The organism is Pedobacter sp. UYP30 (assembly GCF_040547165.1).
Taxonomy (GTDB): Bacteria; Bacteroidota; Bacteroidia; order Sphingobacteriales; family Sphingobacteriaceae; genus Pedobacter.
The window spans coordinates 235,899-257,071 of the sequence record NZ_JBEPPD010000001.1 but is presented as its reverse complement, the minus strand read 5'-3'; the positions used below and the strand labels follow the sequence as shown (position 1 = coordinate 257,071).

At 37.5% G+C, this 21,173-nt stretch carries 18 protein-coding genes; 8 read left to right on the top strand and 10 right to left on the bottom strand.

The features are described from left to right. The first annotated feature begins 1 nt into the window (after window position 1). The 3 genes from ABIB40_RS01175 (at window position 2) to rpsA (ending at window position 5,097) form a co-directional block, all read left to right on the top strand. The gene (locus tag ABIB40_RS01175) at window positions 2–1,489 is read left to right on the top strand and encodes a TPM domain-containing protein (RefSeq protein ID WP_354355104.1); all 1,488 of its coding nucleotides are present in this window, start codon (window positions 2–4) and stop codon (window positions 1,487–1,489) included. A 181-nt stretch (window positions 1,490–1,670) separates the two neighbouring features. Then, window positions 1,671–2,375 carry an SH3 domain-containing protein gene (locus ABIB40_RS01170; RefSeq protein WP_354355102.1) on the top strand — a complete coding sequence of 235 codons (705 nt, stop codon included), beginning with the start codon at window positions 1,671–1,673 and terminating at the stop codon, window positions 2,373–2,375. Between the two features lie 781 nt (window positions 2,376–3,156). Next, window positions 3,157–5,097: a 30S ribosomal protein S1 gene (gene rpsA, locus ABIB40_RS01165; protein WP_354355100.1), complete on the top strand. Its 1,941-nt coding sequence runs from the start codon at window positions 3,157–3,159 to the stop codon at window positions 5,095–5,097. A 76-nt stretch (window positions 5,098–5,173) separates the two neighbouring features. Here rpsA and ABIB40_RS01160 read toward each other — a convergent pair whose 3' ends face one another. The 8 genes from ABIB40_RS01160 to ABIB40_RS01125 form a co-directional block, all read right to left on the bottom strand. Further along, complete coding sequence (locus tag ABIB40_RS01160) at window positions 5,174–6,154, bottom strand: YeiH family protein (RefSeq protein ID WP_354355098.1); 981 nt, start codon at window positions 6,152–6,154, stop codon at window positions 5,174–5,176. Between the two features lie 440 nt (window positions 6,155–6,594). Further along, window positions 6,595–7,491, bottom strand: coding sequence for a LysR family transcriptional regulator (locus ABIB40_RS01155; RefSeq protein WP_354355096.1), 897 nt, complete (start codon window positions 7,489–7,491; stop codon window positions 6,595–6,597). A gap of 150 nt (window positions 7,492–7,641) precedes the next feature. Next, window positions 7,642–8,856, bottom strand: coding sequence for a DUF3570 domain-containing protein (locus tag ABIB40_RS01150; RefSeq protein ID WP_354355094.1), 1,215 nt, complete (start codon window positions 8,854–8,856; stop codon window positions 7,642–7,644). A gap of 10 nt (window positions 8,857–8,866) precedes the next feature. Continuing rightward, entirely contained in the window at window positions 8,867–9,097 is a 231-nt protein-coding gene (locus ABIB40_RS01145; RefSeq protein ID WP_354355092.1) for a DUF4266 domain-containing protein, read from the bottom strand. Window positions 9,098–9,099: 2 nt separating this feature from the next. Further along, window positions 9,100–9,996, bottom strand: a complete 897-nt coding sequence (locus ABIB40_RS01140) for an FAD:protein FMN transferase (protein WP_354355090.1) — start codon at window positions 9,994–9,996, stop codon at window positions 9,100–9,102. 43 nt (window positions 9,997–10,039) lie between these two features. Continuing rightward, window positions 10,040–10,468: a thioredoxin family protein gene (locus tag ABIB40_RS01135; protein WP_354355088.1), complete on the bottom strand. Its 429-nt coding sequence runs from the start codon at window positions 10,466–10,468 to the stop codon at window positions 10,040–10,042. Window positions 10,469–10,472: 4 nt separating this feature from the next. Beyond that, window positions 10,473–10,898, bottom strand: coding sequence for a QcrA and Rieske domain-containing protein (locus ABIB40_RS01130; protein WP_354355086.1), 426 nt, complete (start codon window positions 10,896–10,898; stop codon window positions 10,473–10,475). Between the two features lie 404 nt (window positions 10,899–11,302). Continuing rightward, on the bottom strand, window positions 11,303–11,758 hold the full coding sequence (locus tag ABIB40_RS01125; protein WP_354355084.1) for a DsrE family protein: 456 nt from the start codon (window positions 11,756–11,758) through the stop codon (window positions 11,303–11,305). Between the two features lie 1,005 nt (window positions 11,759–12,763). On the opposite strand from ABIB40_RS01125, the gene ABIB40_RS01120 reads away from it, so the two are divergent. From ABIB40_RS01120 to ABIB40_RS01100, 5 genes are all read left to right on the top strand, one after another. After that, complete coding sequence (locus ABIB40_RS01120; protein WP_354355082.1) at window positions 12,764–15,004, top strand: GH92 family glycosyl hydrolase; 2,241 nt, start codon at window positions 12,764–12,766, stop codon at window positions 15,002–15,004. A gap of 191 nt (window positions 15,005–15,195) precedes the next feature. Further along, the gene (locus ABIB40_RS01115; protein WP_354355080.1) at window positions 15,196–16,305 is read left to right on the top strand and encodes a beta-propeller domain-containing protein; all 1,110 of its coding nucleotides are present in this window, start codon (window positions 15,196–15,198) and stop codon (window positions 16,303–16,305) included. Window positions 16,306–16,408: 103 nt separating this feature from the next. Next, on the top strand, window positions 16,409–16,561 hold the full coding sequence (locus ABIB40_RS01110) for a type II toxin-antitoxin system HicA family toxin (RefSeq protein WP_354355508.1): 153 nt from the start codon (window positions 16,409–16,411) through the stop codon (window positions 16,559–16,561). Between the two features lie 18 nt (window positions 16,562–16,579). Then, on the top strand, window positions 16,580–16,750 hold the full coding sequence (locus ABIB40_RS01105) for a hypothetical protein (protein WP_354355078.1): 171 nt from the start codon (window positions 16,580–16,582) through the stop codon (window positions 16,748–16,750). An 8-nt stretch (window positions 16,751–16,758) separates the two neighbouring features. Further along, window positions 16,759–16,950 carry a hypothetical protein gene (locus ABIB40_RS01100; RefSeq protein WP_354355076.1) on the top strand — a complete coding sequence of 64 codons (192 nt, stop codon included), beginning with the start codon at window positions 16,759–16,761 and terminating at the stop codon, window positions 16,948–16,950. Window positions 16,951–17,206: 256 nt separating this feature from the next. Here the strand turns inward: ABIB40_RS01100 and ABIB40_RS01095 are convergent, their stop codons facing one another. Next, a complete protein-coding gene (locus ABIB40_RS01095) occupies window positions 17,207–19,609 on the bottom strand; it encodes a hypothetical protein (RefSeq protein ID WP_354355074.1) in 2,403 nt (800 codons plus the stop codon). After that, on the bottom strand, window positions 19,602–20,771 hold the full coding sequence (locus ABIB40_RS01090; protein ID WP_354355073.1) for a hypothetical protein: 1,170 nt from the start codon (window positions 20,769–20,771) through the stop codon (window positions 19,602–19,604). Before ABIB40_RS01090 ends, ABIB40_RS01095 begins: the two co-directional genes overlap by 8 nt. Between the last annotated feature and the right edge of the window lie 402 nt (window positions 20,772–21,173).

Here is a 21,173-nt window from a genome sequence, read left to right as displayed (position 1 = left end):
AATGCTCAAGGTGATTCTCAAAACAGTAATTTTTTTCCTATTACTCACATGCACCTACACAGCATTTTGCCAAACCGCCTACACGGTTAATCAAATTCCAGACCCAAAAGAAAATGGTGGCGGTTATGTGAGCAATCCTGATGGCATTCTTAGCGCCACAGAAGTGGAAGATATTAATGCGAAAATATCCTCGATCGAGAAAGAATCAAATGCACAAATTGCAGTTGTTATAGTTAATAATTTTAACCCAAACCAAAACGATTTTGACTTTGCCTTTGACCTGTTTAAACAATGGGGAATAGGCTCTAAAGAAAGTAATAACGGTTTATTGCTGCTCGTTGCAAAAGACCGACGAAAATACCGTTTTATTACAGGCACGGGGCTAGAAGGCTTATTACCCGATGTAAAGCTGAGGCACATTGGCGAGCAAGCATTGGTGCCTGCTTTTAGGGAAAATAACTACGGACAGGGCGTTGAGGACGCTATCGACAAAGTGGGTGTGGTCTTGCTTAACAAAGGAAATTTTTCAGAAATAAATCAGCTTTTTACAAACCCTGCAAAATTAATTCCGAGTAACAATTGGTTAAAAATTTTAATTACAGTTTTAGCGTTCGTCTTTTGTTTCTATTTGTTTAACAAGCAGAAAAAATCTTTAAAAGAATTTGATGGTACGCTTAAAGAGTATAAAGACAAGAAACTTATTAAAGGATGTGGCCTTATATTCTTATTAATTTTTGGTAGTATCTTCTTATTCGCATTTATCGGGTTTGAAAACCTAAGTTTTTTGGTAAAAACTAAAAACTTGCCCGTTACTTTATACATAATTTTAGGATTAGTAGTTTTTGGTAATTATAAATTTGCCGTTAGTAAATTAAAGCAGCAACATACAGACCCAAAAAATGAGGAGGACGCAATTGCAAACTTTAACAAATCAGCTTGGTGGATAGTATTATTCTCTCCATTAGTTTTACTTACGCTATTTTCAGAAGCTAAAAGACGCAAGAAGAATGGTGCTCGATTTGAACCAGTTTTAGACTCTTATAGTAGAGAAATGCAACGGGTAGACAGAGATGAAAACCCTAGAGGCAAACCTTATTTAACTGATGGACAAAAAGTAGAAGAACATATTAAGGTTTTCGAATATGATATTTGGCTAAGCAAATCAGGCGACCAGCCTAAAATAATTGCAAACGAAGGCGAAGATTATTCTAAATTTAGCATTTGTCCAAGTTGTAATTTTAGAACCTTTACACAGCCAATAAAAAAAACAATAAAAAGTGCAACTTATAGCAGTTCTGGTACCGCAGAGCTGATAAAGGAATGCGAGAATTGCCATTTCGAAACGTTTATCAGCTCTGCGGTGCTACCAAAACTCGTTCGTTCAAGTTCTTCTAGTAGTGGCAGCAGTTCTTCTTCCTCTTCTTCTTCTAGTAGCAGTAGTTGGGGCGGCGGCAGTAGCAGCGGCGGCGGCGCTGGCGGAAGTTGGTAATCAGTTGTTAATTTTTAATGTTAAATGGTTAACGTTTAATGTTGATAATCTCTTATTTTTGAAATAGCAGTTAATTAACAATTTACCATTAATAATTAATTCATTGTTTTGCCCTGTATTCAAACAGTTTTATACTTTTGTAAATCTGTACAGAAAATTTAATCATCAAAACGGCAACATCATGTTAAAATATATTTTTCTTTTACTTGGTTTCATCACACTTTCTGGCGCTTTAAAGGCTCAAGATATGTATAAGGTTACTGGCGACAATTTAAATATTAGAGAAACTGAAAAACCAAATAGCCGGATTTTGGGACATCTGCCGGAAGGAGAAAATGTGATGGTCCTTGACAGTTCTAAAGTTACCGTGTTTAAAGTAAAGGTAACCAACGGCGAAGGATGGGTAAGTAGCAAATTTTTGCAACGGATTGCTGCGCCCAAAAAGTCGCCTGTTAAAGTACAGGTAAAAGCAGTACAAAAACAAAATAATGAAACCTTATATATAGGCTTGCTGATTGTGGTGGCTGCTATTGGAATTGGACTGATATATAAGTTTGCAAACAGTCGGCAATTTCTAATTTGGCTAACGGCCATTGTGGTGTTGGCGGTAATTTATTTAAGTTATTTAGAATTTTTTAAGCAGAAAGCGGTGGCCGGGCTGTATGCTACTGCTACCGATGAACAATACAAGTCTTTCGATTTTATGCCCAAAGACTCTGTAACGGTAATAAATACTTACACAGATTCTACTTTTACCGTGCATTATAAAATAGAAAACGATGTAGTAAAGTTTGCCGACGGCCAGAATACCATTATGCTTTTAATTATGGATGACAACACGTTAGAAGGACAAGGGTTTACGTCTGGAACGTATAAGAAAAATTAGAAAGTTTCTTTTAAGCTAAAACAAATATGGCAGAAAAAGAATAAAAAGTTTTTACGCCCATTGGTTATTAGAAAACGTAAGGACGCATTAAAAAACCAAATACAGTCCTGTATTTCGCTGTAGACCTATTTTTTTTTTACAAAAATAGGTGCTGCCGCTACATCTAGGTTTAGGTACTTCGGCTTGTAGCCATTACACTAGATTGGAGTGCAAAAACCATTCAAAAGGTTTGCATTGATTGGTAATTGGTAATTTTCTAAAACATAAATTCCAATTTGAGAAAAGAAATAGGTTCCTTTGATTGTATTTAACATTTGCACGGAGTATCAATTTTTTTAAATTGCCCTTTATTTCTAAACCCGGTAGAAGCGACAGCCCCCGATTTTTTTTTCGGGGCTAAAGCATATAACGGGGCTGCAGTTGCCGAATAGAACTGAACGCTCATTTTCAAAATTATCTCACTTTTAGTTTAAAAATCAAGTAGCTTGATGTTTCAAAGAAACACCCCGGTTGTACTTCAAAAGAACACCCCGCCCCTTGGGCACCCCTCTAAAAAGGGGGGAATTGTAAAGCGCCTAATTTCTGCGCACAAAAGGTATTCTCTATTTTTTCATTTTTAGCTCTTTTACGCACCCAATCCTTGTACTAAATACTAAATACTAAATACTAAATACTTAACGCACTAAAAATCAATCACATTAATTCAAAAAAAGTTTTCTTTTAAAAAAGATATTTCTACCTTTGCAATCCCTAAATAGGGAAAAAAGGAGATAATTAATTAATGGCAAAAAAACAAGTAGCAGAAAAAGAACTAGCAGCTAAAACAGCTGAACTTCAGGGCTCAGACGAGCGTTTGAACCCGAAGGAAACCATTGAATCAGAAGCTGATTCTTTGTCGATCGAAGACATAAAGTCTTCTCTAGCAACACCAACAGAAGATTTTGATTGGGATGCTGACGAAAAAGTATTCGGAAATTACAGCGAGGCAGACCGTAAAAAGTATGAAGAGATGTATACCGGAACGTTTAACCAGATTACGAAGGGAGAAATCATCCCCGGTATTGTTGTTTCTATTAACAACAAAGACGTAGTACTTAACGTAGGTTTCAAATCAGATGGTTTGGTATCTACCTCAGAGTTTCGCGACACACCAGATTTAAAACCTGGCGATTCGGTAGATGTATTTGTAGAAGCGCCTGAAGATGCAAACGGACAGTTGGTTCTTTCTCGTAAAAGAGCTAAAACCCAAAGAAGTTGGGAAGCGATCAATGATGCGCTTGAAAACGATCAAATTATTAGCGGTTATGTAAAAAGCCGTACAAAAGGTGGCTTAATTGTGGATATTATGGGTGTTGAGGCATTTTTGCCAGGCTCTCAGATAGACATTAAGCCAATACGCGATTACGATATTTACGTTGGTAAAACAATGGAATTCAAAGTTGTTAAGATCAACCACGAATTCAAGAATGTTGTAGTATCGCACAAAGTACTTATCGAAGACGATTTAGAAAGCCAAAAAGTAGAAATTGTATCTAAATTAGAAAAAGGACAAGTATTAGAAGGAACTGTTAAAAACATTACAGATTTCGGTGTATTTATCGATTTGGGTGGTGTAGATGGCTTACTTCACATTACAGACATTTCTTGGGGCCGCATAGAGCATCCAAGAGAAGTGTTATCGTTAGATGAAAAAATCAACGTTGTTGTGTTGGATTTTGATGATGAGAAAAAACGTATCGCTTTAGGATTAAAACAATTAACCCCACATCCTTGGGAGAATTTAACCGAAGACATCCAAGTTGGATCTAGGGTTAAAGGTAAAATTGTTACCGTTGCTGATTACGGAGCTTTCTTAGAAATTATACCAGGTGTAGAGGGATTGATTCACGTTTCTGAAATGAGCTGGTCTCAAAACTTAAGAAATCCACAAGAATTCTTAAAAGTTAGCGATGAAGTAGAGGCTGAAGTGTTAACTTTAGACAGAGACGATCGCAAAATGAGCTTGGGTATCAAACAACTTTCTACCGATCCTTGGCAAGAAGTTGCAGCAAAATATCCTGTTGGCAGTCAGCATACCGCTACTGTTAAAAACATGACTAATTTTGGTGTGTTTGTTGAAATAGAAGAAGGCATTGATGGCTTAATTCACATCTCTGATCTTTCTTGGAGCAAGAAAATTAATCACCCTAACGAATTTACCAAAGTTGGTGATGTGTTAGACGTAGTTGTTTTAGAACTTGATGTGGACAACCGCAAGCTTAGTTTAGGTCACAAACAATTGGAAGAAAATCCTTGGGATACTTTCGAAACCATCTTTACTTTAAATTCTATCCACCAAGGAACTGTGGTTAAAGTAACAGATAAGGGCGCTGTTATTGCACTTCCTTACGGTGTAGAAGGTTTTGTACCTACCAAGCACATGGTAAAAGAAGATGGAACGTCTGTAAAGTCTGATGAAACTAATGAGTTTATGATCATTGAGTTTAACAAAGACTCTAAGCGTATTGTAGCTTCTCATGCACGTATTTGGGAAGAAGCAAAAGCAGATTCTTTAAATGAAGAACGCGCAACCAAGAAAAAAGAGGCAAAAGCTGCTGTTTCAGCTGTAAAAAAAGTAAAAGATTCTGTAGAGAAATCTACGTTAGGAGACTTAGACGTTTTAGCACAGCTTAAAACTCAGTTAGAAGGCGAAGAAAACAAAAATCGCGCTAAAAAGAGCTAGTTTTATTTTAATAAGATAGCAAGCGCCTCGACCAAATTTGGTAGAGGCGCTTTTTTTTGCTTATTATTTTTCGATGTTAGGATGCGAAGTGAAGTACCGCATAAAGTGCTGCAGAAGAGATTAGAAGCCAAAGAACAACACCTTGCAGTAAAGGCCTGAACCCAACTGCTAAAATTACATTCCTAGAAAGCCCTGCACCAATTAAAAACAGCGTAAGTGTTAACCCAGCTTTGGCAACCATTGTAATGTATGGACTTAATACAGCTACTTCGGCAACATAAGTATTGGCCACCATTGCAACAATAAAGAGCAAGATAAAATAAGGAACCTTAATTTTCTTAGACTTGTTCTTAAATAAAAACGTAGATAGAAATGCTACTGGAATAATCCACAATGCCCTTGCCAACTTTACAGTCGTGGCAACTTCTAACGCATGTGTACCATATTTTGCGGCAGCACCAACAACCGAACTTGTATCATGTATTGCAATGGCGCACCAAAGTCCAAATTGGGTTTGCGATAGATTAAAATGATGCCCAATCATGGGAAAAACGAACAGTGCGATGGAATTGAGGATAAAGACACAACCGAGCGCCACAGAAATCTGCTTCTCGTCGGCTTGTATTACAGGTGCAATGGCAGCAATAGCACTTCCACCACAAATGGCCGTTCCAGAAGATATAAGGTGCGAGGTTTTCTTCTCTATTTTTAACCACCTGCCCATCAAATAGCCCATTAATAGCGTGCTGATAATTGAGAAAACGGTAAATACTACTCCTTCTCTACCGGCCAGTAATGCCGAATGCACATTCATACCAAAGCCTAAGCCCACCACAGAAAATTGGAGTAACCAATTGGTTGCCTTGTGGTTAAGTTCTATAAATGGATGCCCAGTAAACTGAGCAATAATCAGCCCAAGCAAAAGAGCAATTGCAGGGCTTACAAAAGGTGTAGCGCACAAAAATATACCTGTAAAAAATATAATCTTTCTGGTTTGGGTGCTTACTTTAAAAATTAAGCCATTTGGCATTTCGTTAAGTGCGTGGTCTCTATCCATATCTGTATTTTCGATATGCAAATATCAGTAGACCGACCGTCCTTTTTTTATCATAAATATGAATATACGATAACTTTAGGTTATCGAAAACCAGATTTCCAAATCATTTGCAAAAGTTACTGCACTTGTTTGGAACAAAAATAATAGCGTTTTAACTGGAAGATTTTGGGAGCTTTGACACGCTCTATATTATATCTTTTTTATGCCGAAAAGGCCAGACGAAAGAAAGCGACTAAGATTGTTAGCGCAAAGATGATTGGGTTCTGAAAGACGCCTAGAGTGACTCGCAGGTTTAAGTTCTGGTCATACCATGGAGGATGCAATTTTAATTCTCTCTATCATGATAAAAGACCTAAAATAAAATGACTTTACAGTCCGATTTACAACCTCCGATTTCCGTGAGCCATTAATCTTGCACTTTCGGCTTCCGTATCCCACACTCAATCCAAAGTTAGATTTCTAGCAAACTTCATAAAAAGTTCCGAAAGCGAAGACGCTTGTCCGTGAGGTGTTATAAAATGAAAAGTACGTTCAATCATCATTCCCTTAACATCTATGATGGTAAGCTGATTATTCTTCAACTCTTTAAGTATGGCGTGGATAGACAAAAAAGCTAAAGCTTCACTATTAAGCAGGTAAGATTTAATGCTCTCGGTACCGCCCAGTTGCATTTCGACCCAGAGGTCTGCAAGTTTAATTTTGTGTTTCAAAAAAGCCCCTGCAATTACTTCTAAAGTGCCAGACCCAGGTTCTCTTAATACCAGTGGATAATTTTTAAGATCCTCGGGCTTCAACATTTCCTTTTTAATGCGCTTATTTCCAGTGGCGGCCACCAGTACCAATTCATCTCTCAAGTAAGGCTTATAGCTCAATTGTGGATTTTTAGAAATTCCCTCAATAATGCCAACTTCAATATCTTTACTTAACAATGCCCGTTCAATATCTTCGGTATTCCCGGTAATCAAACGAACCTGCACCGCAGTAAATTTATGATGAAAAAGCGCCAATGCTTTTGGCAAAATGTATTGTGCAACAGTAGTGCTCGCGCCAATTCTTAATATGCCACCATGGGCTTTGTTTAACAAATTCATGTCATACTCCAACTCACCGTAAAGCGCATTCAATTGCTCTGCATAATTCAATAATACCTTACCAGCAGGCGTTAAAGACATTTTTTTGTTCCCGCTCCGATTAAAAAGTGTTGTTTTATACGCCAATTCAAGTTCCTTAATATGCTTTGTTACCGCCGGTTGAGAGATAAAAAGTTCTGTTGCCGCACGCGTAAAGCTTAACCTTTTGGCAACGGTATAAAAAACCTGTAGTCTAAAATCGAGCATAATGTTTTTGATGGGTTACAAGTATAGGAAAGTTTAAAGTAGCTGTTAACAGTCCTCTAATTAAAAAAAAGTTAACAGCAATCTAAATATCCTACATCATCGGCATTCCCGTTTCCATTTACGGATGTGCAATTACCATTAATCCTCTTTTTACTTAAACTTCAAGTTTAGCGAAACAATGTTAGACGCAAGACCAGTTGAGCGAGCATAATGGCCGTACCTCAGCTCTGCGCTGTTTAATCGCTGCCAACCAAAAACACCTTTTGGGGGAGAAAGCCTTATACCTGCACCATAAAAATCGCTGTTCAACGTAGAAAGGTCATAATCACTGGTAAAATACTGATCGCCAACTTGGTGCTGTCCATAAGCAGTAAAATATCTCGTTCCTTGTTGATTGCTATATCTGTAAAATGGACTAATGGAAAAGAACGAATTAATCTTGACTGGTATTTCCAGTTCGGCAGTATGCGCTTTTATCCCCCAATTATCCAAATAGTAGCGGTAGAATGCACGAATAATAAATCGGTCATCCAGAAAATAATTCATCCGCACACCAATTGGTAGTTTATAGCGTTTGTCTGGCAATGTTTCCGCTTTAAGCGAGCCATCTGTAAAATAGTCTCGTTGATATTTAGTAGCCAATAAACCGTGTTGATAAGAAGGTTCTATATTGATGGAGACTTGAAACCGCTGATTTATGACTTGAGAAAGCGCAAAAGATGCACTAAAAGAATTCCTTGGCGCGGTACCATATTGCTCGTCATGTTTGTTTCCTAGCTTAGGCGTTCGCAACTCAATCGGCAAAATAACTGTCCATTGATCTAGGAAAGCTTGTGCTTTAAAATCAAACTGTGTATTCTTATTTTTAGACTGCCGTGTAAGGTTAAAAGCTGCACCTACGCTTTGGTAATCGAATTCTGTAGAATATGAACCCGTAAATCCGAATGAGTTACCGGTTTCCTCGTTAGAGCGTGTCCAATTTAATGATGGATAAACTCTGGTGTCATTACTTGAGGCCGACGAGATGGTTGAGGGATCAATCTTATCAGATGATGCCGAAGTATAATGATCCACACCAAGCTCAAACGAAAAAGCATCTTTCTTTCCGGTTTTAGTGAACCTCGAGAGTTGAACGTCGATGGTATTGGCTATGTCGTTAAGCTTTTCTGTACCAATTCCTCCTGTAACTGCAGAATTGTTCCCATCTTGATTGTAATAGGCAGAAACCAGATTGACTTCATCAACCTTAAGTTTTCTAGATTGATAACTGCTTGTATCGCTTGAAATCGGTACGGTTTTTACTTGACCATAGGCACTTAGTAGGCTCAAATACATGAACGCTACATTTAGATAGAGTTTTTTCATTTAACTAAACCTAATTACAGCCACAGCCACCACCACTTTTGCCGCCGTTGGCACCAGATGCACCCTCGCGATACAGCTGAAAACTTTGTTCAAATTTTTGCACCTTCCGTGCAGAAAGAATCATTTCTGCATCGTTAAGCTTATTTTTTTGGTACGGCTTAACGCTCGAACAAGAAGCCATTAGCGTTGTTGCCATAAAGCTGCCCAAACTTACTGCTATGGTTTTATTAGAAAATTTCATATTTAATATTTCAGATTGATATTTTTTGACGCAAACAGCTGGTCTTGATCATCGATGATGATGCAGGCAACCTGATGCATTTGGTTAATTAAATTAAGTCCAACTTTAACACCCATTACCACAATTGGTGTGGCTAGCGCATCTGCCAATTCTGCGCTAGGACAGATTACGCTCACACTTTTTATGCCGCTTACCGGAAGTCCTGTTTTTGGATCGATGGTGTGGGAGTAGCGTTTGCCGTTAATCGTAACAAATTTTTCATAATTGCCAGAAGTGGCAATGGCCATATTGCTAACATTTAAGGCCGAAAATGGGCGACTGGTCTGATCTGGATCTGCAATACCTACTGTCCAGGCTTCGCCGTTTAATTGTCTCCCACAGGTAACCAAATCTCCCGCTGCATTTACGATTCCGCTTTTAATTCCAGCGTTTTTTAAAACCTTCATGGCCTTATCAGCGGCATATCCTTTGCCAATCCCGCCAAAGCCAATGCGCATGCCTTTATTTTTTAACAATACGGTTTGTGCTTCCCTGTTTAAAATAATGTTTCGATAATCAATCAAACTTACAGATTGAAGTGCCACTTGAGCGTCGGGCAGGCTCTTCATCGTTAAATCAAAGTTCCACAGGCTCTTATCAATCGATCCATACGTAATATCAAAAGCACCATCTGTAATGGCAGAAATTTTTATAGCGCGTTCCATCAACTCAAATACTTCTGGAGAAACCTTAACAGGCGCTAAGCCAGCAGCTTCATTGATTTTATGGGTCTCGCTAAAATTGCTAAAAGTTGTAAGGAGGTACTCTATGCGGCGTACTTCTTCCACCGCCAAATCAATCGCACAGTTTGCAGAGTCTTCATCATCGGCAATTACGGTAAACTCAAAACGATTGCCCATCAGTTTAAGAATCCGATTAACGGAAGTTTGGGTATAGATCTCGCTAGTGATCATTTTCAGCAATGTCTTTGACAAACTCCGCGGCACTTTCATCTGGCAATCCATCCCATGATTTTAGCACCTTTCCATTTTCATCTACCAACAATGTATATGGAAATTTCCCGTCCATGTTGTATCTGTCGGCCAGTGCCTCATTCAATTTTATTTGATCTTTAGCCAATTGGTTCTTTTTCTGACGAGTAAAATCTGCCCTGACAAGAATCAACTTTTCTTTTGCATAGGCGGTAAATTCTGGAGATTCTAGTATCTCTTTTCGCAGGCGGATACACGGACCACACCAATCTGAGCCCGAAAAATTAATTAATATTAACTTATGTGATGCTTTAGCTTCTACCTCTGCCTGACTGAAATCGCCCATCCAAAGCGGTGGAGCAACGAAGAAACCGATAAGGCAAATAAATAATAATTTCATCGTTTTATGAATAAATTCTTAGTGAAGAACCAGTTTGTTGTGTATGATATACCGATAAAGAACGTCCAGCGGGACCATTTGTTACAGCACCAGTTTCAGAAAAAGTAGATCCGTGACTGGGGCAATAGAACACATGATCTGATGCTTCGTAAGTTAAGGGATAGGTTTGATGGGTACAGTAACGCTGTACGGCAATATAATTTCCGGTGTTGGTTTTAGCAACAATTATGCCGTTAGAGACAAGTGAACCTCCGTTGGTTAGCAGAGATGCATTTGCAGCAAGACTCAAATCAAGGGTAAAGTCTACGCCCGTAGGCCCAGTTGTACCTGCTGACGATGAACCATCGGTCTTTTTACAGCCGACACAATTGAGGAGTGCAAAGGCAGCAGCGCTCATCCCCATACTATTTAAAAAATCTTTTCTATCCATTTTTTTAAACTTTAGAATGTTTATTGTTCTTAGAATTTGCACACAAAATCATTTAAATAAAGCATGAAAACTATGCTTAATACGTTCTGTTGTGTCAAAATTCGCCAGCAACTCAGCACGTATTTTACTTCGTTCTTTTGTATGACAACCTTAAACCGAAAAAGTCCTATTGCAATAAGAAAAAAATTTATGAATTTTCGATGAAATTTGGCCGGAATGTTTTGAAGGAGACTGTTTATAGTACTGCATACCCGATCAGCAGCGGTTTGACCACATAAATTGACTAAAGTAGGCAAAGAAGATTTTGAGCTGGCGCTAAAAAAAAAGCTCACCCGGCTCATCAATCATCCTCCCTTTTTTTTATATAGAATAGATATTCTTTCAAATGATGATGTTTTCATTAACTACGGATGCACAACCGCCCAACCTTGGTATTGCCTAATGATTATTTCTCCGTTGCCGCTCGGTACATAATTGATAAAATCGAACAAACAGCTTTTTTCAATCTTTCTTTCTCGAACCGTATTTTCGCATTCTGCCAAAATCACCCCATCTTTTTTCAGCGCCAATAAAGTTTTCTCAAATGTTCCTTTCTTATCGTATACCGCTACCCCATCGCCAAAGGCTATGAGTTCTAATTTCAGTTTTCCCTTCAACCGTGAATCGTTCATGGCGTTTCTCATATTTCTTAGCGTGCCTGCAATCTTCTTCTCATCCTTGCTATTGATAACGTAAAGGGCTTTGTAACTTTTTAAAGTAGCTTTTGCACCGGTAAATGTAGCAAGCTTAACTTGTGCATTGGCACTGCCTAACATGGCGAAAGACATAATCAAGATAAATAATAGATGTACTCTTTTCATTTGATGTTATTTTTAGAATTATTGTTCAATTTGAATAAAGCAGAAATTGGAATAAAAGTTTTGCAATTACTAAACATAAATATTTCCCTCGGACAGTTTTGTTATTCTAAAAAGAAATCTACTCTCAAGAAAAAATTCATCGGCAGCAGAAGGTTGTGGCTATACCTTACAAGCGAAAATGAACTAGAACTACATTTTAAAAATTTATACCCCTAACTGTTACGCCAAGCGGTGTTGTACAACATAAAATAGCAGAGTTGAATATTAATCAGTTAAAACTCGCAGCATTATTAGGTATAAGAACTTTTAAACCATCACAAATATTAAACGGAAAGCGTGAGCCTGATGTTCCATTTTTAACAGCCCTACACAATGAACGAGAAAGACCTCCTAGTTTTATTACTGCGGATTCGAAAATCCGCTTTATCTAACCTTCGATAGGCGCAGCTTGCATGTCGAAGAGCGGGAATAAAATTGATATGGAACAATTTGAAATGTTGCAAAAAAATAAGCTGGAACCTATCAAAATACTTAGTAATGCCAATTTATTTAGAAGATAGTGAAATTGAAGTTCCAGTGATCAAAAACTGAACTATGAACTTAATACCATAGATGACACCATCTTTATATTTTTTAAGCTCATTATAAAGACAAATATAGCTCAAAAAATAGCGTTTATGACCCACAAACTAATTAAAAATGAGCCACATTATCCGTTCGATTCTTTCCGAAATCGAACAGTTAGAGTGCAAAGACTCAAACTGGTAAAGTTAATTGAGAAATGACACCTAATATGTGATTTTCTGCAAATTATTAACCTAAAAAACGGAAGTAAAAATTTAGATTTTATCTTAGTTTCTTGAAATACTTACATCAACTTAAAGTGGGCAGATTGATGAAGGCGATCAAGTACAAATAATTACTGTTTGTTTAGAGTTTGATTATTTTTTATAAATTGAGCTATCAAATCTTAAACCGAACCTATTTTTTACCGATAAAATAATAATGAAAAAAATAAACAGTTTTATTCTGGCTGGAATCATCTTGCCAACCTTCATTTATGGCCAGTCAAAAATTCACCTAACAAATTACGTTAACCCTTTGATCGGAACAACGGTTTTGACTGATTCTGCTTTACTCGGGTACAATCCGCCTTGGCGCACTTGGAATGGCCTTGTAGGGCCAGCAGCTACCGTCCCTTTTGGCATGGTGCAAGCAGTTCCGGTTACTACTTATGGCAGCGGTAGTGGCTACGAGTATGAGGTAAAAACGATCAAAGCTTTCGCTCAAACGAGCGGAACCGATTGGGGACAACTTAACATCCCCATTATGCCTCTTGAAGGTAATAATTTTACTGCCGATGATTTTGCTTCGACCTTTAGCCACAAAAATGAAACGGCTCATCCCGGATATTATGGGGTTCTGTTAGACCGCTATAATATCAAAGCAGAACTTACAGCAACCAAAAGATGCGCATATTATAAATGTACCTATTTGGGCGGTAAAGATAAAAAACTCGCATTCGACCTTGTACACGCTGGCGGCGGTAGCAGCAGCTGGGAATTCAACAAGGTCGGTGATAACATCGTTACAGGGAAACAGGGTAATCTCTATTTCTACGCAGTGATAAACACTAAGATCAAAAGCATCGACATTTACAAACGCAATCCTAACCAGCCCGACATTCCACGTAGCGGGCAGGGTGCTGGTGGTCAGCGAAAACTTACAGGAAACATTGATATCCCAGTTCTCAGTTTCGAAAAATCTAACAAGCCATTAGAGGTCAAAATTGCTATTTCTAGAGTTAGCCCCGATGGTGCGAAATTCAATTATAATGCCGAAATAGCAAACAAGAGTTTCGAAGAGGTTTACAAAGATGCTAATGAAAGTTGGGAAAAAACCCTAGGAAAAGTCAAGGTTACGGGCGGAACGAAAAAGCAAAATGAGATGTTCTATTCGTGCCTGTATAGACAGTTCTGGTACCCAAGTGTTACAAGCGATGCCGATGGTAAAATAGCACTGTATGAAAGAAAACGCCAAGTTCCTAACGCAGAATATGCACCAAAAGATACAATCCCAGGATTTGACACCTATTCTGCCCCAGGCCTTTGGGATGTTTCTCGTACACAACTTGTTGTATTAGATATGCTTCGGCCTGATGTTAGCAATAATATTATCAAATCGATGGTTCTGGCTGGCGAGCGTTCGGGATTTCTATCTACTTCATTCCATGGCGATTTCGCCTCATCATACATCACTGGTGCCTACCTGCGTGGCGTAAAGGACTACAATGTTAAGAAGGCATACCATCTTATGCTTAACAATGCCAACACTCCTACCGGTGATAGTGTACGAGGACCAAGACCTTACAACGCTCAATATCTTAAACTCGGTTATGTTCCCGAAGCAAACATTTCGAATGCCACCACCGAAACTGTATCATCCGCAGGAACTACCAAAACGCTTGAATACGCTTATTCGGATTACTCAATTGCGCTGATGGCTAAAGCGCTGGGCGATAAGGATACGTACAAAAGCATGATGAAGCGTAGCGAAAACTACAAGAACGTATTTGATACCCAAACGGAATTTATGAGAGGCAGTTTGGCAGATGGAAAATGGTACGCACCGTTCGACCCTAATTATCCATACTACGAATTTATGTACCGCGAAGCAAACGCCTGGCAGGCATCGTTCTTCGTACCACAAGATACCAAAGGACTTATCTCCCTGTATAAAAGTCCCGCAGACTTCGAGCTTAAAGTAGATTCACTTTTCTCGATTCCCTGGGGCGGATATGCAAAGGATAATTTATCGGTTTTTCTCGGTCAGTTCTGCATGGGCAACCAGCCCGACTTTGGCTATCCCTATCTTTATTATTTTGTAAACAAGCCAGAAAAATCTCAGGCCATTCTTACCAAACTGTTGTCAGATTACTTTGGCATGGGACCAGAAGGCCTTGCGCTAGCAGGTATGGATGATTATGGTTCCCTAACTGGGTGGTATGTATTAAACGCAATGGGTATATATCCCTATTCGCCGACAGATCCAAACTATATTGTTTCGGTGCCTATTTTCGATAAAATTGAAATGCAGCTTGGCGACGGCAAGACATTTACCATTAACAAAAAAGGGGGCGGTAAAAATATAGATAAAATTACTATAGGCAGTAAGCCCCTCAAAGGATGGTTTGTTAGTTACGATGATATGCTAAAAGGTAAAAATCTAGATATTTATACAAAATAGGTTAGCGGTAGAAGAGCCTAACCCACAAATAACGAAAGCAATTATAAAATCGAACAACTAGCCCCGAAAGGTGAAGATTTCAGCTACTGCAAAAGGTTTGGAAGCAGGGAGTGCCACGATAGACACCCTTGCTGAACCGGCAAATATTGAAATAACGGAAAATTAACGAACAATAAATAAACTAAAATATTATGACTCGTATTAAATTGATTCTCACAATTTTGTTTTTGATGGTTTCTACAAATTTTGTTTCTGCACAAAAGAAAAACAAAACCAGAAGTTTATCATCCACAAAAACACCATGTATGGATGTACTGCACCTTTTTACGGCCTCCAACGTTCCTGAGTTGGGTGCGGATGAAACCCCTTCCCCTGCAGGTAACTGGCAGAATGGAGTAACTCCTCCAAATCTACCAGGCAACGGTTTGGCCCAGCACCCAATGCTTTTGGTGGGGGAAAATTACGATAAAATGTTCCTAGTTAATAAGGGCACAGTAATTTGGACCTATTCTACTGGCACAAGCTACGAATACGATGATGTATGGATGCTTTCAAATGGAAATATCCTATTCTCTCGTATGGAATACGTGGAAGAAATCACACCAGACAAAAAAGTAGTATGGCGATATGATTGTGTAAAGGAAGCGGGACCGAAACACACGGAAATCCATACCTGTCAGCCCATTGGATTGGACAAAGTAATGTTTGTTGTGAACGGATTGCCACCCAAGTTAATGATTGTCAACATCAAGACCGGAGTTGTTGAGGTGGAGCATGAGCTTCCATATTCAAAACCAGCAAACCCCAATGGTATCCACGGACAGTATAGACGGGCTCGCGTTACCGCCGCCGGAACTTATCTCATTTCAGTTTTTGGTCTTGGATATGTTGCTGAATACGACAAAGACTTCAAAGAAATTTGGAGATATGATTGTAAGCAACCTTGGTCGGCTATTCGTTTAAAGAATGGCAATACATTAATTACCAATGAAGCCGATTCCAAGGCATTAGAAGTAAATTCTAAAGGAGAGACGGTTTGGGAATTTAACACCAAAACAGACTTGCCAGCGGCGTATCAATTTGCTACCGCCCCCCAAACCTGTACGCGTTTAGCCAATGGCAATACCATTTTTACATCTCGAGGCGACAATGATGGCCAAGGGCCGCAGATGGTAGAGGTAACCAAGGACAAGAAGGTTGTATGGGTTTTGCAAGACTGGAAGACGCTCGGCCCAGTAACTACCGTTCAAATTCTAGACGACCCAGGTATTCCTGAAATCCCTGGCCAATCGGAACATTGATCTGAAATATCTTATAATATCAAGTGATATTTAAAAGTAATTAATTTATTACCTTGTTTGATGTAGTATTGCAAGTTATTTAGGCTGATTAAAAAATGGTTGGATTGAGATTAGGCAAACAGGTAGTCACGTTATTATGAAGCACGATACAAAGTTGCAACAACTTACTGTACCTAACCACGGCACTAAAGAGGTTAAAAAAGGACTTTGTAGCGCTATACTTAAACAGGCAGAAATTAAAACTAACAAAAGATGAAAAAGCCAAAAAATAATCATGTCAATTGTAAAAGAGGAAGTCGGCTATAGTGCAAATACAATTATAGGCAACCACTTTATTGCAACAGAGGGCGAAACATTGGAGGAATTAAAAACAATGGTATTGGAAGCCGTCAATCTGGCGTTTGAAAATGAGGGCTATATTTATGCAATTCATGAATTGGATTAAAACCCGATTTGGCTAGCTTTTTTGAATTCTATAAAGTTATAAATGCCAAAGCCCTAAGCGAACGTATAGGGATGATTCAAAGCCTTTTAGCGCAATATATTAACGGCATCAAAAAGCCATCTGCAAATCAAACCCAGCGTATTTTAAAAGGCGTACAACAGGTGGGCAAAGAGCTTGCTTCTATTCAATTTATTCTTTAAACGGCAAGGGAGTTAGAGGGTAATGAATGTTCCATTTCTAAAAGCCTTACACAACAAGTTGGGCATTAACGGAGATTTTCTTTTGGAAAGTGTGTAAGATTTGCAGCAAAAAACTAAGTCTTAGTTTTCTAAAAGTGGCATAAAAAGTCCACATGCCGTAAAGCTCGCAATAAGTGAGGTAAAATCAAAATCTTTAGATTAGCCATCTTTATGGTTCTAAGGTTATATTCTAAACATGAAAACATATAAATACTTTTTAGCTCCCGTTTCCAGCTAATTTTAGTTTTAGACTGTCAATCTCCGTTTCTAAAATTCTAATTTGTTCCGCAGATGAAGGTTTAATTTTAATGATGAATTCGTCGATTTGAAATTTAAATATCTTTACCAGTGCGTGTTCTATATCCCCGAGCATCATTGAAATCTTTCTCATATGATCTTTTTTCAAAGTAAGCTTTTGAATAGCAATTGCGTACAAAAACTCCAGAAGTCCTTCTCCCTGCGGACTTTTATGATCAGTTATAATCTTTTCTAAAATTGTTAGCATGTAGGCACTTAACTTTTCATCTACATGATAACAAATTTCGCTTGGATATGAAGACCTTAATATACTTGCTTGGATGACACCATCGTTGTAACGATGAAAGTTCCCCGGATCAATTAAATTCCTAACAAACTCAGTCTGTGTTAAAGTTTGTTCTTGCGATTTAGAGTACCTTAACTTGTTAATTATAGCTGAAATGGTAAAATAAACGTCAGCCTGGCTAACCTTTTCTGAATAACAATCGAAATTCCAAAATGCAAAGCTTTTTCTTACTGCAAGTTCTTCTCCCGACGTATTAGGCAAGAAAAGTTTATTCGCAAGCCCTCTACTCTGATTCCCCATGCTCTCATCAATAATTTTAACTCTATTGGAAAAGTAAGTTAAATCAAATTCTATAAAATTCTTTTCAGCAAAGTATTCGGATAATTCTTTTATAAATTCTTTTTCCCTTAACCATGAAGTATTTTTAGAATCTTTATTACAATAAAAATTATCTACCTCAACAAACGAGTGAATGTTTTTTCCGTATAAGCCTTGGGTTAAATTGCTTTTTAAAATATTAAAAGATTCTTCGTCAGAAGTCGTTGTCAATCCAATAAAATATACAATCCTTAGCTTTTCAAATTCCCTCAGTGCTCTGCTCAAAAACAATAGATTCTTACCACTTGAGATGCACGAAGCAACAATTACAACCGAGCCAGATTCATTCTTTTCGGGCAAAGTGTGTGGTATTTCGTTGAATAACTTAATTACCGGAAGTTTGCCTAAGTCGTGGTTATCTTTAATTTTTTCTAATATGTATGCTCCAAGCTCTTCCGATGCAACATCTGGTAAACAAATTAAATATTTTACGCTATTTGGAATATATTGATTTATAAAGTCATCTAGTTTTTCCGCATATTTAAGATATTTATTTTTTTGAATATTGGACAGCAAATAAAACATATCGAAATAGACCTCATATTTAGAGTTTGGAGAGGAATTTCCATCTTTAAAATTTACCTTTAAAATATTATCCTCATTCGGCGTTGTTGATTTAAATCTATCAACGAAAGATGAAAGACCTTTTGGAGCATCGGTAATCTTCAACATAATCTTTCTTATTTTTGGCTTTTCGAGAAGAAAGACATCTCCCTTGACTTCTATAGCATAAGAACCCTTATTGCAGAAAATGCAGTCTTCCTCCGTATATGTATCATAAAATTCAATACCATATGGATTCGAGTCAGACTTTGTCAAGTCACATAAAATATTCCCTTTGTTTAATTTATATAAATTGTTCGGGCCCAAAAAGTAAAGAATTGCGATATCTAATCTATTGATTCGGCCGTCGTGCCGAGTTAACTTTTCAATTATGTTAGCCGAAGTTGAAGATGAAACAAGGATGAGTGAATTATGAAAAAATTTAATTTGGTTCGAGAAAATACCTTCGTAGGAAGAAAAACTTATGATTGGAATAGATTTAAAGCTCTTAATTACTAGCTTTCTTTTCAAATCTAATAATGCAAATGCCACGGTGTTAATAGATGAAGTATCGCACAATATTCTTTTATGCTCTTCGATTTTATAATAGCGTAGTAAGTGAAATGCAATAAAATAAATCTCAGAACTATGTAGGAGTATATTACCAGTACGCAAAAATTTATCACTGTGTTTTCCTGACGGAAAAACGAAGTGATGTGCATTGCCACTAGCTTCAATCAGTCCACCCCTGTCTTTAAATATATAAGTCAATCCTTCAGCCAGAATTTTTTCCAAAACATCTATTTTAGGCAGCTTTTTACTATTGCCACATCTAACTTTCCCCATCTTGTCAAATATCAATAGGTATAGATTTTCACTGAGGTGCTCAATATTTATTTTTGGGATGTGCTTAAATGCATCTTCTTTCTTGTCTATAAAAATTGATTTGACCAAATCACTATTATAATTTCCACATATGATTAATATTTCGTCAGTTTGATAATTATTTTCGTGATAAAATTTTATTGCCCCTTGAACCTCAGACATTTCGAGTTCAGATCTTTCACAGAAAACTATAGTAACGGTACAATCTGCCGTATACCCCCCAGAGTTTTCTTTTAAATATCTAGATGGATAAATAAAAAAGCTATTCATTGAGGAGGGCTGATATCGGATAAACTAAAGATACTACGCTGCCTACTACTGATTCTAGATGAGCAAATTTCTCACTTGAATTAGTTTTCCAGTCATAAAGGACGACATCCTCCTTCCCGCCCCCATAGAAATATTGATTTTGTCGCAAATTTCTGTAGAGAGAAACACTTCCGGTTCTAAGCCAAAAAAAACCTTTTTTATTTAAAATACTCATTATCCTATCAAGACCTTTCCCCTTAACCATTTGAGACAAACCAACCGCTGACGTATTATTAACGAGTAAACATTCTTTTACGATTTCAACTTGTTCTGCCGATGAATACGGTTTGTCGACGGAAGTTGGTCTGTACCTTTGGACAAATCCAATTCCAGTATCAAACACTGACAGTTCTAGAAAATAAACTTCACCTTGACTATTTTCTTCAAATTTTGAAGTAGAGAAATAGTTCCGAATGCCTTCTTGTTCCTGAAATTCGGCCATTAATGTAGTTTGCTTCTTTTTATGAAACTTCATATAAAGTCCTCGTGAACTTTGAACTAACGGTCTATTCTGCTCATCAGTAGTCGCCCAATTGTCGGTGTTTTTTATAAGTTCATAGATTATGTCAATCAAATCTAAATATACGTTTGAAAGATTTTTCGTCTTTTGCTTATTAAATGAAACTACCTGTTTTAAGGCTTTATCAATTGACATTCCAAAAATAATTTCACTATCGATGAACTCACCATCTACATAAAAAGCATTAAGTAGTCCCCTTTTCTTGCTCAGGTGATCGAAGCAAGACAATAAAACCTTTTGACCGCCACCCGCTTGCTGGGTAGTCATTTTACGATATGCTTCAGCATTATACTGTCTAAGCGTTGGCTTTAAATCGTTGTTTGAATTATCAACTATCTTCCTAGACCAACAATGTGTTATTGCCGGGAAGAAGTAATCTAAGTCGTAAAACAACTTCAAATCATCGCCGACAGAACTATCAACCATAATATTGCCATTTGGCACTTTCTTGAACCAAGTTGAAATTAATTGGATTATGGCAGGAACCATTCCAAATTCCTCTGAAATTTTCTTTGTAATAAAAAGGTCAGGCTTATTATTTTCTAACTGTTCATAAGCACTTTCAATAGACCTAGTGTCAAGATTTCTATCAATTCTGAGCATCAATTTACTTTATTATTAACCTTATGTGATTCAAAGTTTGCTAAATATACTCTGAATTTTTAACACAACGACATTCTGTAAGATGACGGCTCCTTCATAAAACAAGTTTTTATAAAATGGAATTACTATTTTCTGTGTAAAACTAATATTTGAAGCGATATAAGTTCCTCCTATAAAACGGATTTTCAACAATAATTACCTTGCAAGACTCAAGTTTTCAAGACCAATTCACAAAGAAATTTACGTGCTTTTGGAATACCTTAATTTTCTAACTTCAATAGGGATTTTCATCTTTATACTTTTTAAGCTCATTACAAAGACGAATGAAGCCCAAAAAACCCCAAATATGAGCCAAAAATCAATTAAAAATGAGCCAAATCATCGGTCTGATATTTCCAAAAA